We start from the raw sequence: 11,466 nt of genomic DNA on the forward strand, positions 1-11,466 counted from the left end.
AATTAAAAGGTCAAATTCATACAGAAATGATGAAAGCCATTTTAAGGTTTGAAATCAGAGAGAAGTAGTCAAGTGGTATGAAAAAAGGAGATACACAGTTTCATTTCATGTGCTATCTCCCTTGTGGCTTATATTGTCATATCAAGGCTCTTCAATCGTGGTAAATTCGTGGTAAAATGAATGTTTTTCAATTTTGAAATTGCTTATAAATGTAGTGTTTATGGGAATAATTCAAAATCTTATATAAAATTTATTAAAAATAAATGCAACATAATTCATGGATGCCGTAATGAAGGGTGCTAAAATAAGAAATATATATATGTATATTTTTATTATGAGCTTTTTTATTTTATTTTCCTCCTTTTTGCGTATAAACAACTGCAAATCAAAAATAGCAGGTCATATCTGAGGAAACTCAGAATAATATTATAGTCATAATTTATAAAGTCTGTCCATATATTTATATATATAAAATGGACAAAGGAGCGGAGTATAAATATGGCCAGGAGGACAAAGTCTTATGAGGAACAGATGGAAGTGCTGGACGAACAGATAGCCAGGGTTCAAGGGAAACTGGATTCGCTGCTGCGGCAGAAAGATGAGGTTATAGCTAAAAAGCAGGAGCAGGAATTAAAAGAGCTGTACCAGCTTCTTCAGGAACATAATCTTACGGTCCGGGAAGCGTCACATATCATCGATGCTCAAGCCGGGCAGAGTACATAGGGACGATAGTAAGTGGGAAGGCGCCGACAGCCGGTTATCAGCTGTGGCGCCTTCCCCCGTTGGCCAGTAATGTCATACAGCCATCCTTCCCCTTGTCAGTTAGGCAGGTAGCGGGCGGGGAGACGGGAGACAGATGCCCAGGCCTAAGCGGGAGAGGCGGAGAATCCTTTCCATATCCCTGCCCGTGCCCATTCTACTAGGCTTGCATTTCTTTGATGAGCTCCTGGATGACTGCCTCAGTCTCTTCCAGGGCATCGGCAATTTCTTCGATAGACTTCCCTTTTTCAAGCTTCTTTTTATTAGGTCTTTTAGTTTATTTCGGGCTCCTTCTGTGCGTCCTACAGCACGGCCTTCAGCACGACCTTCCTGCAGCCCCTCTTTTCTTGCCTCTTCTTTTTCATAGTATTTCTCTTCCCATGCCTGCATATACTTCACCCCGACTTCTTCACTATTCCGAACCTTCCGGACCCGGTCGTGGATGCGGCGGATGCGTTCGCTCCCGGCATGTTCCGCCGCCTCATCCGTCGTATGCTCCACGTAGTGCAGGAATTCCACCAGCTCCTGTGAGACCTCATCGTCATTCGTTCCACGGGTGTTCAGGAAGATCCGCGTCGCCCCGTCTTCGAGGACGCATCCCGGCTCTTCCTCGCACACGGCCCGGAAGGTGTAACGGTACTTCCCGCAGCCGAACAGGTCGAAGGGCGTGATCATGATGAGATAGGACTCGTTCAGCTGGCTGTAGTCCGGAATCCCGGGCTTGAGCAGGGAGATGTCCACGAGAGACTGGTAGTAGCGCCTCCTGGTGGGGCAGAGGGTCCTCCATCACTTCCTCAAAGAGGAAACGGTCCGTAAGGTTCAGTTTGTTTAATGGTATCAGCTTTTGTCTTTTGTTCATATGGCTCTCCTTCATTTTATCATACTTTATCCACGGTTAACAGACGGAAAACAAAAGAACAGCCCCCATAGGCATCCCTCCTTGCATGAAAGATTTGTCACAAACATCGGATAGGTACGGCGATCTGCCGTAGATGAAATCAGAAAATCAGAATGTTTGAATTGTGCTGACATGATATCACATATCCCTGCTTTATTCAATAGTTTAATTGACCGTTCTTCTGCAATGACTTTGGAGTCCATGGTTGTCTTTTCCGTATTTATTAAATATAATGGTGCTGATGTCAAAAGGTACTTGGACCTATGGATATATTGCGGAAGGAAGGATAAGAAATTGACTGAGATTAAGAAGTGCATGGCAGATGAAATGACACCTGTTGAGAGAAAAATGGCGATTGAGAAAGGGGAAGCGTACGACCGTATCCCGTGCGTTCCATTCATGGGAGAATTGAAAGGTGTGCTGAGCGGCGTCAGCGTGTGGGATCTGTCCCATGATCCGGAAAAGATGGCAGAGGCGGAGATTATACCGTTCAACCGTTACGGGTATGACAGGATGGATATCGGGCCGAACTCGAGAGGCATTACAGAGGCGCTTGGCGGGCGGGTCGTCTATCCGAGACAAGGGGTTCCTTATATGGACGTGCCTCTGCTTGACAGCTATGCCCGGCTCGAGACGATGGAGCCGGTGAACGCCCATACGAATGAGAGAATACAGGACTTCGCAGGAGCGGCTGCCATACTTGAGAAGACAGCGCTTGCAATCGTACCTGTAGAAATGAGCATCGGCGGACCACTTACTATTGCCTCTAATCTGCGGGGCGTGGAACGCCTGCTGCGGGACTGCCGGAAGAAGCCGGATGATGTCCTCCGGCTTATGCGGATTATAACAGACAGCGAGAAGAGCTGCATCGACCTTGCGGCAGAATACGGGATGGGAACCGCTATGGCAGATCCGGTGGCAAATCCTGCATTGATAGGTCCGGCAATGTACGAGAAATTCGTCTATCCATTTACGAAGGAACTGACAGATTACGCATATGCTAAGACCGGTAAGAAGGTATCGCTTCATATGTGTGGCATGACGGATAAGATATGGAAATATTTCCGGAAGTATCAACTGAATGAAGTAAGCCTCGACAACATCGTGGATTTGGAGAAAGCAGCCTTGGAACTGGGAGAGGCCGTGCCCATAGCCGGGAATGTGGATCCGGTGGAAATCATCAAGAACGGAACGAGGCAGGAGATTTTGAAAGCGGTCACAGACTGTATCGACGCGGGGCTTAAGTCTGAGAAAGGCTATGTCCTTGCATCGGGATGTGATATTCCCGAGACGACCCGTCCGGAGCAGATAGATGTCTTCATGGAAGCAGCCAGGACATATAGACACAATCTATAAACGAAGCTGTTTATGGAAATTAACAATTTGTGAAACTAATATGCTGATGTTAAAATGCCCTTGGATAATATTGTAAAAGATACAGGGAGTAAAAAAGCTATGAAGAAAAAAATAATCAGCATACTGATTGTCTTGGCCATGTCTGCGGCGTTATGTGCCGGGTGCGGCAATAACGGCTCAGAGGAAGAAAAGCAGGGATCGGGCGGTAAGACATTGGATGTATGGGTCGCACCGTTGGATGACGACACGGTAAATAACTGGAAACCGCTGCTCAAGGACTGGGAAAAGAGAACGGACTGTACCGTCAATATCAAGGTAGTGCCATGGGACAGCTATGAAGAGACTTATATGACAGCGCTCAATTCAGGGGAGGGGCCTGATGTGGGATATATGTACAACGAGATGTTCCCTACATACATTGACGCCGGCGCGGTCGAGGATATGTCCGATTACGTTACGGAGGAAGATAAGGCGGAATACAAATATCTGGGAAATGGCTATATGATGGAGGGACAGTACGGCTGGCCGCTGGTGACAGGGGTTCCGTTCGTACTTTATTACAATGAAGACATTCTGGCGGAGCTAGGGGAGAGTGCCCCGCAAACTTGGGAAGATTTCGTGAGGATCTGCAAGGCGGCGACGAAAGATACCGATGGTGACGGCGAGATCGACCAGTATGGATATGCGGCAGGCATGAGCACGAGCGAAGTAGGCGCCATGCAGGTGTTAAACGCATATTATTACAGCGCGCTATGGCAGAACGGCGGCCAGGTCTACAGCGATGACATGAAGTCTGTCACATTTGCAGACGAGGCAGGCACGGAGGCCGTGACATGGATCAAGGAACTGACACAGTATATGAATCCGGACTTTATGTCCCAGTCCTGGTCAGAGGCATTTGCCAATGTATTCGGACAAGGCAAGTCTGCATTCGGAGTATACCGCTCATCCCAGACCGATGAAACGATGTTTGGCGAGACATATCCGGATTTGAAATGGGACTATGTAACTTCGCTTAAGAACAAGGATTACGGCACCTTCGGGGCAACGGACTGCCTGACCTTGATGTCGGGGGCAGAAGATAAAGATCTTGCGATGGACTTCATCAAATACGTGACCGGCGCTGAATTCATGGCACAGTACCATGAGAAATGCCCGGGAGCCGCACTTACGGTCAGTGAGCCATATGCCGGAGATGAGAAGATGGAGCGTATCTATACCGAGGATATCGGCAAGTGGCATGGCTTGCAGGCAGGGCCTTGCGGAGCTGATATACTGACACAGCTCTCCGCCGACTTCCAGGGGATCATGACAGATGATATGACGGTCGAGGAGGCTCTGAAAGAGGCAGAAGACTACGCGAACAATCTGCTGGACGAATACTGGGCAGATAAAGAATAAGGATGGTCAACATAAAATGTCCGCCCCTGGTGCGGACATTTTTTTGAGAGGGACGGTATGGAGAAAAAACATTCAGGAATAAAAAGCCTTGCGCCATATGCTTACATCACCCCCATCACTATCATTCTGGTGACGTTCGTACTTGGATCGGTTATCATATCTATCGCACTTGGTTTTACAAAATATAATATCATGACAGAACCAGTGTTTTCTGGTCTGGACAATTACAGGCGGCTCATGTCAGACAGCAAATTTATGAAAGCATTAAAAAATACGCTGGAGCTTGTTGTCATCATCGTCCCGCTGCAGACCGTGTCGGGCATACTGGTATCCGCATTTCTGGTGGCCAACCGGAAAAAGATTCTTGGGAAGCTGGCCAACTGCATCGTGTTCATACCCGTGCTGTGTGCAGATGCGGTGGCGGGCGTCGTATGGAGAGAATTCCTGAACGGAAAGCTGCCGGCGGTGGAACAGTTCTTCGGTCTGTTCGGGGTGGATCCGTCCATGCTGCTTGGAGATTCCGGTAAGGCCCTGGTGGTCGTCGGGCTCGTTGCAGTGTGGAAGTATATGGGATATTACGTCGTCATCTATTCTTCCGGCCTGCTTTCGATTTCGGGCGCCTGCTATGAGGCCGCCAAAGTAGACGGAGCAGGGAGGCTGCGCTGTTTTTTCAGCATTACGCTTCCGATGCTGAAGCCGATGATCATCCTGGCCGTATTCCTTTCGCTGACCAATTCCCTGCGCTGCTTTGACCTTATCTTCAACCTGACCGGCGGAGGTCCTAACAATGCCACGACGACGCTTGTGCTGTATGCATATACCTCTTGCTTCGGCAGCAGCAAAGCGGGCTATGCCATGGCCATATCCAATATGCTGTTTACAGTGGTGCTCGTCATTGCGCTGATGCAGAAAATGCTGATGCGAAGAGATGTTTCAGAGATATAACGGAGGTTATATGAAAGCAGCAAAAGCTATTAGAAACGGATTGGATTCTATATTACTTATAGGGATTATCGCGGTGAACATCGTTCCTTTCGTGTACATGTTCCTGATGTCTTTTAAGTCTACCATTAATGCCCATGACTTCGACTTTTCGCCGGACAAGCTGTCTTTGCAGCAGTATGGAAAGATATTTGCAATGGAGCATTTTGGCCGGTATATCTTCAACAGCGTGTTCGTGGCGGCGGCCGGAGTGGTGCTGACTTTGGCGGTATGCGCTCTGGCGGGCTATGCATTTGCCAAGATGGATTTCAGGGGAAATGACAGGCTGTTCCTCTTTCTCGTACTGACTATGATAGTGCCGTCAGAGGTCATTGTCGTCCCGCTGTTCCTGATAACAAAGAGCTTTGGATGGCTCAATACCTTTCGAGCGCTTATCCTGCCTCTCCCGACAGCCTTCGGCGTATTTATCATGAGGCAGGCGATTCTGGACATTCCGCAGGATCTGATACATGCGGCAAAGATAGACGGCTGCGGAAATATAGGGACGTTCTTCAAAGTCGTGATCCCGATGGTAAAGTCCTCCGTGCTGGCACTGTCTATCTTTACATTCGTCGGCGCGTGGAATAACTTTATCTGGCCGCTCGTAGCATGTACGAAGGAGGAGATGAAGACGTTGCCGCTGGCGCTCAGCCTTATGAAAACGCAGTTCAATACAGACGTAGGGCTTACGATGGCGTGTGCGGTCGTTAACTTTCTGCCGCCGTTCCTCTTCTATATATGTATGCAGAGCAGGTTCAAGGAGGGCATCGCGCTGAGCGGCATAAAAGGATGATATGAAATACTTGCACATGCTGGAATTATATGTTAATATTATTTCGGCGCATACGATATATAGTACAACATTGTACAGCCTATACAAAATATACAAAGACTCCGAAGGCGGAACATACCTTCGGGGTCTTTTTGTTTTGGCGCCAGCAGGAGATAACCGCGGAAGTTGTGCGATAAAATCATTAGTTATTTATTTAACAAATTAAAAAATGAAGAATAATCTTTAATATTTCGTTATTATGACGAATTGAATGTCAATTTTATAACGATAGTTGATATTTTCTACAAATTCATGTACAATGTCTTTAGGTGATGCAGGGGGCGGTCGACATCCGTTGTCGACACCTGTTTGTTTTTATCGTAGTACTATTTTTATCAGAAAGTGCATATTTAAAATCAAAGGAAAGAGAAGGGGGAATAATATGCTAGATAGTATAAGTGCAGTTATAACCAAAATTGATGGATTGGTATGGGGCTGGTGGCTGATTATCCTGTTGTTGGGTACTCACATATTTATGACAGTCCGGCTCGGATTTATCCAGAGAAAAACGCTTTCAAAAGGTATCAAGCTATCTGTATTGAAAGATCCTGATGCAGAAGGAGAAGTATCGCAGTTTGGTGCGCTGACAACCGCACTTGCCGCTACAATCGGTACAGGTAATATCATCGGTGTAGGAACGGCGATTGCACTCGGCGGTCCTGGAGCTGTTCTCTGGTGCTGGCTGACAGGTGTATTCGGTATCGCGACAAAGTATTCCGAGGCCCTGATTGCGGTTAAGTACAGAGTTAAGACAGAGGACGGCCGTATGCAGGGTGGTGCGATGTACGCATTGTCCCGCGGGCTGAATCTGAAATGGCTTGGCATGCTGTTCGCAGTATTCGCAGGCTTTGCCTCTTTCGGTATCGGCTGTGCGACACAGGTTAACGCGATTGCAACCGTATGTAATGAAAACCTTGGCATCCCGATGTGGATTGTAGGTATCGTAGTTGCAGTCCTTACCGCAATCGTTATCTTCGGCGGTATCAAATCAATCGCCAGCGTATGTGAGAAACTTGTGCCATTCATGGCTATTTTCTATGTACTTGGCTGTATTATCATCTTATGTATGAATTACGACTTTATCATTCCGGCGCTTGGAACAATCGGCAAACTGGCCTTCACTCCTGGAGCAGCGGCAGGCGGTCTTGTAGGAACAGGAATCCGTATGGCTATCCAGTATGGTGTTGCCAGAGGACTTTTCTCCAATGAATCTGGTCTTGGTTCTGCACCTATCGCAGCTGCGGCAGCGCAGACAAGAAACCCGGTCCGCTAGGCACTCGTATCCTCCACAGGTACATTCTGGGATACAGTAGTTGTTTGTGCAATGACAGGTCTTGTACTTGTTACAACAATCATGAAGAACCCGGCAATCAATGCGGATCAGATTGAAAACGGCGGTGTGCTCACGTCCTTGGCGTTTGCTCAGATTCCGTATATCGGCCCTGTTATTCTTACGTTAGGTATCATTTCATTTGCTTATTCCACAATTCTTGGATGGGCATATTACGGGGAGCGATGCGTAGAGTATTTTGCGGGAAGAAAGGGACTTATCCCTTACCGTCTGCTTTATTGCTTCGTAGCAGCTATCGCCCCTGTAGTGGCACTTGATATTGTTTGGACTATCGCAGATATTCTGAATGCGCTGATGGCCATACCAAACCTTGTTGCCGTACTGTTATTGTCTAATGTAATCGTAAAAGAGACGAAGAAGTACATAAACGACCTCGATGCAAAAGACGATACGCCGGTACCGGTTATCAAGGATTAAAAATAATTTCAAATTTGTCTTGACAAATGCACTTTGGTGAATTAAAGTATATGGTGTAAATAAGAAAAACCGTTGAGAAAGAAGAGTAGATTATCTAGCGACATCCAAGAGAGCGGCAGGTGGTGTGATTGCCGTATGAAGGAGATAGTTGAATGGACTTTCGAGGGCAGCCTGAAATCATACGAGAGTATGGCTAGTCGGGAACCGAACCCGTTATCAATCAGGAGTGTATGTTAGTACATGAGAAAAGTGGACGATTTGTCAATTTGAGTGGTACCGCGATAATAAGAGTTAATTATTACCGCCTCAAACCTATAGGTTTGGGGCGGTTTTTTGCGCGTGGTAGAGATTGCGGGCATTTTCAGAATAACCAGATATTGCGCTTGCGCAAATAGATGGTTAGTTCTGAAAATATCAGCGGGGCACCCGCGACCGAGTGACCAGAGGTCACGAGGTGCCCGCAATGGTCGACCGGATAAAAGCGCAGACTCATCCATCATCGCCTGCCGGCTCTGTTATGATTTTCTCTCCTAACAGCAAAAGGAATCTATGAAAAGAAAAGGAGAAAGAACAATGAAAAAGAAATTAACAGCTGGATTATTAACAGCAGCAATGACAGCAGTATTACTATCAGGATGCGGAGATTCTTCCAAATCTTCCGGGGGCTCGGAAAAGGAGAGCTACACTATCGGTATTGAGCAGTTTGCGGAGCACGGGTCTCTGGACAACTGCAGAGAAGGATTTTTAAAAGGACTTGAAGAAGAGGGCATCAAAGAGGGAGATAACCTGACAGTCGAGTATAAGAACGCAGCGGCAGATATGGGAACGGCAGGACAGATATCCGACGGCTTCGTATCCGACAAGGTAGACATGATCTGCGCGATAGCGACACCGACAGCGCAGAGCGCGTACAATGCGGCCATGGACAGCGGCATTCCGGTCATCTATACGGCGGTGACTGATCCGGTGGCGGCAGAACTTGCAGATGAGGAAGGGGCTCCGGCAGGAGAGGTGACTGGAACGTCCGACAAGCTTCCGGTAGAAGAGCAGCTGAAGATGATCCGGGAAATGCTTCCGGATGCAAAGAAGATAGGAATCATGTATACGACGAGCGAGGCGAATTCCGTATCCGCGATAGCAGAATACAAAGAGCTTGTGGGCAAATATGATTTTGAACTTATGGAAAAGGGTATCACGGCGACCGCAGACGTATCCCTTGCAGCGGATGACCTCTTAAGCCAGGTCGACTGCATGACGAACCTCACGGACAATACCGTCGTAGCGTCGCTGCCGACGATACTCGAGAAGGCGAACGACAAGAAGATTCCGGTGTTCGGCAGCGAAATCGAGCAGGTAAAGATAGGATGCCTTGCCGCAGAAGGAATCGACTATATCGCACTCGGCAGGCAGACCGGAAAGATGGCGGCCAAGGTGCTTAAAGGGGAAGAGAAGGCATCGGAGATGAACTTTGAACTAATCACGGAACCAGGATTCTATGTTAATACAAAAGTGGCGGAGAACCTTGGCATCTCTGTGCCGGAGACGCTTTCCGCAGACGCGGTCGAGAGCTTTGATGAGATAACAGAGTAGAAGCAGAAGTATATTACGTATGCGGGAGGCATTTTCATGAACTTGATTGTAACCATTATTGAACAGGGGCTCATATATGGGATATTGGCGCTGGGGGTCTATATCACATACAAGATACTTGATTTTCCAGATCTTACGGTCGATGGAAGTTTTCCGCTCGGGGCAGCCATTACAGCTGCCCTTGTCACGCGGGGAGTGAATCCGTACCTGGCTCTGCTTGCGGCGTTTGCGGCAGGAGTGCTGGCAGGCGTATGCACAGGTCTTATCCATGTGAAGTGCAAGGTGAGGGACCTGCTGTCCGGAATTATCATGATGACAGCGCTCTGGACCGTAAACCTCTACATTGCGGGCACGTCTAATGTACCGCTCTTTTCCCAGAAGACGATATTCAAGAACGATTTGATAGACGGCATCGTGCCGGAAGCCCTCAGGCCGTATACGACGTTGGCAGTCATCCTTATACTGGCAGTGATAAGCAAGGTGTTCCTAGACCTGTATCTGAAGACAAAATCAGGGTATCTTCTGCGGGCGGTCGGGGACAACGATACGCTTGTCACCTCGCTTGCCAAGGACCAGGGGAACGTGAAGATTCTAGGCCTTGCCATAGCGAACGGGCTCGTATCCCTGGCGGGATGTGTCTTCGCCCAGGAGGAGAGGGTATTTGAGATATCCATGGGGACGGGGGCGATTGTCATCGGCCTTGCAAGCGTTATCATCGGCACGAGCATTTTCAAGAAGATGACGGTCTTAAAGGCGACGACTTCCGTATTGATAGGTTCTGTCATATACAAGGCATGTGTCGCGGTCGCCCTTAAGAACTTTGAACCGCAGGCGATGAAGCTGATTACGGCGGTCCTGTTCCTTATCATCCTCATCATCAGCATGGAGAGAAAGAAGAAGGTGAACAAAAATGCTTGAACTCAGGGGAATCGAGAAATATTACAATCCGGGTACGATAAATGAAATGTGCCTCTTCCATAATTTCAACCTCAAGATAGAACAGGGCGAGTTCCTGTCCGTCGTAGGGAGCAACGGTTCAGGAAAGACTTCCATGCTGAATATCATATGCGGCAGCATACCATTGGAAGCCGGCCGGATATTTATCAATGAAAAGGATATCACGAGGGAAAAGGAATACCGCAGAAATGAGCGGATAGGCAGAGTGTACCAGAATCCTGCCATGGGGACGTGCCCGTCCATGACGATTTTGGAGAATATGTCTCTTGCGGACAATAAAGGGAAGCTCTACGGCCTTGGAAGAGGGACGAATAAAACGAGGGTCGGATATTACAGGGAGCAGCTGAGCCAGCTCGGACTTGGCCTGGAGGATAAGCTGGATATCAAGGTAGGGTCGCTCTCAGGCGGACAGCGGCAGGCGATGGCCCTGCTCATGTCTACGATGACGCCAATCGAGTTCCTGATTCTGGATGAGCATACGGCGGCCCTCGACCCGAAGACCGCAGAGCTCATCATGGAACTGACGGATAAGATTGTCAGGGCAAAGCAGCTGACGACCATCATGGTCACCCACAACCTCCGGCACGCCGTGGAATATGGAAACAGGCTCCTTATGATGCATCAGGGAGGAGTGATTCTGGATAAGAAAGAGGAAGAAAAAGACAGCATCACGGTGGATGATATTCTGAAGCTGTTCAATGAGATAAGTATAGAATGCGGCAACTGATGGCCGCATTCTATACTATGTTTCATAGGGAAATAATAATATACAATTTGCAGAGCCGTTGCAGGCTCTATTTAGTACCATATAAGTGTAAGAGATAAAGCATATCATTCGTGCTTTACCCTCTACACTTATTTTTTTATGATAAGGGAGTAATTGGTCTGGCGAGGCTCTTTTTGGATTAACCACATCCGTCACAA

10 protein-coding genes, 1 pseudogene and 1 other annotated feature are annotated in these 11,466 nt (G+C 47.9%); of the genes and pseudogenes, 9 read left to right on the forward strand and 2 right to left on the reverse strand.

Features of this window, described 5'->3' with window-relative positions; translation table 11 throughout:
- Positions 1–498: 498 nt before the first annotated feature.
- The gene (locus tag E1963_RS18725; protein WP_132281463.1) at positions 499–723 is read left to right on the forward strand and encodes a hypothetical protein; all 225 of its coding nucleotides are present in this window, start codon (positions 499–501) and stop codon (positions 721–723) included.
- Positions 724–822: 99 nt separating this feature from the next.
- Here the strand turns inward: E1963_RS18725 and E1963_RS18730 are convergent, their stop codons facing one another.
- Complete coding sequence (locus E1963_RS18730) at positions 823–1,500, reverse strand: hypothetical protein (RefSeq protein ID WP_243117810.1); 678 nt, start codon at positions 1,498–1,500, stop codon at positions 823–825.
- 451 nt (positions 1,501–1,951) lie between these two features.
- Here E1963_RS18730 and E1963_RS18735 point away from each other — a divergent pair, with 451 nt between their 5' ends.
- From E1963_RS18735 to E1963_RS18770, 8 genes and pseudogenes are all read left to right on the forward strand, one after another.
- Positions 1,952–3,013, forward strand: a complete 1,062-nt coding sequence (locus tag E1963_RS18735; RefSeq protein WP_132281466.1) for a uroporphyrinogen decarboxylase family protein — start codon at positions 1,952–1,954, stop codon at positions 3,011–3,013.
- A gap of 99 nt (positions 3,014–3,112) precedes the next feature.
- Entirely contained in the window at positions 3,113–4,414 is a 1,302-nt protein-coding gene (locus E1963_RS18740; RefSeq protein WP_132281469.1) for an ABC transporter substrate-binding protein, read from the forward strand.
- 57 nt (positions 4,415–4,471) lie between these two features.
- The gene (locus E1963_RS18745) at positions 4,472–5,359 is read left to right on the forward strand and encodes a carbohydrate ABC transporter permease (RefSeq protein WP_132281502.1); all 888 of its coding nucleotides are present in this window, start codon (positions 4,472–4,474) and stop codon (positions 5,357–5,359) included.
- 10 nt (positions 5,360–5,369) lie between these two features.
- A complete protein-coding gene (locus tag E1963_RS18750; protein WP_132281505.1) occupies positions 5,370–6,188 on the forward strand; it encodes a carbohydrate ABC transporter permease in 819 nt (272 codons plus the stop codon).
- A gap of 421 nt (positions 6,189–6,609) precedes the next feature.
- Positions 6,610–7,995, forward strand: a pseudogene (locus E1963_RS18755) (alanine/glycine:cation symporter family protein).
- Between the two features lie 63 nt (positions 7,996–8,058).
- Positions 8,059–8,307: a binding site (T-box leader), on the forward strand.
- 261 nt (positions 8,308–8,568) lie between these two features.
- On the forward strand, positions 8,569–9,585 hold the full coding sequence (locus E1963_RS18760) for an ABC transporter substrate-binding protein (RefSeq protein ID WP_132281508.1): 1,017 nt from the start codon (positions 8,569–8,571) through the stop codon (positions 9,583–9,585).
- 36 nt (positions 9,586–9,621) lie between these two features.
- The gene (locus E1963_RS18765) at positions 9,622–10,503 is read left to right on the forward strand and encodes an ABC transporter permease (RefSeq protein WP_132281511.1); all 882 of its coding nucleotides are present in this window, start codon (positions 9,622–9,624) and stop codon (positions 10,501–10,503) included.
- Positions 10,496–11,269 carry an ABC transporter ATP-binding protein gene (locus E1963_RS18770; protein WP_132281514.1) on the forward strand — a complete coding sequence of 258 codons (774 nt, stop codon included), beginning with the start codon at positions 10,496–10,498 and terminating at the stop codon, positions 11,267–11,269. Before E1963_RS18765 ends, E1963_RS18770 begins: the two co-directional genes overlap by 8 nt.
- Before the next feature lie 15 nt (positions 11,270–11,284).
- On the opposite strand, the gene E1963_RS20245 is transcribed toward E1963_RS18770, so the two are convergent.
- The coding region (locus tag E1963_RS20245) for a hypothetical protein (protein ID WP_207669411.1) at positions 11,285–11,466 on the reverse strand (182 nt) is incomplete at its 5' end.

Origin of the sequence: Extibacter muris (genome assembly GCF_004345005.1) — a bacterium.
Taxonomy (GTDB): Bacteria; Bacillota; Clostridia; order Lachnospirales; family Lachnospiraceae; genus Extibacter; species Extibacter muris.

What these genes read in the sequence shown, in the direction of transcription:
- E1963_RS18740 (WP_132281469.1), top strand. Translation starts at nt 3,113, where the DNA reads ATGAAGAAAAAAATAATCAGCATACTGATTGTCTTGGCCATGTCTGCG.
- E1963_RS18770 (WP_132281514.1), top strand. Translation starts at nt 10,496, where the DNA reads ATGCTTGAACTCAGGGGAATCGAGAAATATTACAATCCGGGTACGATA.
- E1963_RS18765 (WP_132281511.1), top strand. Translation starts at nt 9,622, where the DNA reads ATGAACTTGATTGTAACCATTATTGAACAGGGGCTCATATATGGGATA.
- E1963_RS18745 (WP_132281502.1), top strand. Translation starts at nt 4,472, where the DNA reads ATGGAGAAAAAACATTCAGGAATAAAAAGCCTTGCGCCATATGCTTAC.
- E1963_RS18760 (WP_132281508.1), top strand. Translation starts at nt 8,569, where the DNA reads ATGAAAAAGAAATTAACAGCTGGATTATTAACAGCAGCAATGACAGCA.
- E1963_RS18750 (WP_132281505.1), top strand. Translation starts at nt 5,370, where the DNA reads ATGAAAGCAGCAAAAGCTATTAGAAACGGATTGGATTCTATATTACTT.
- E1963_RS18725 (WP_132281463.1), top strand. Translation starts at nt 499, where the DNA reads ATGGCCAGGAGGACAAAGTCTTATGAGGAACAGATGGAAGTGCTGGAC.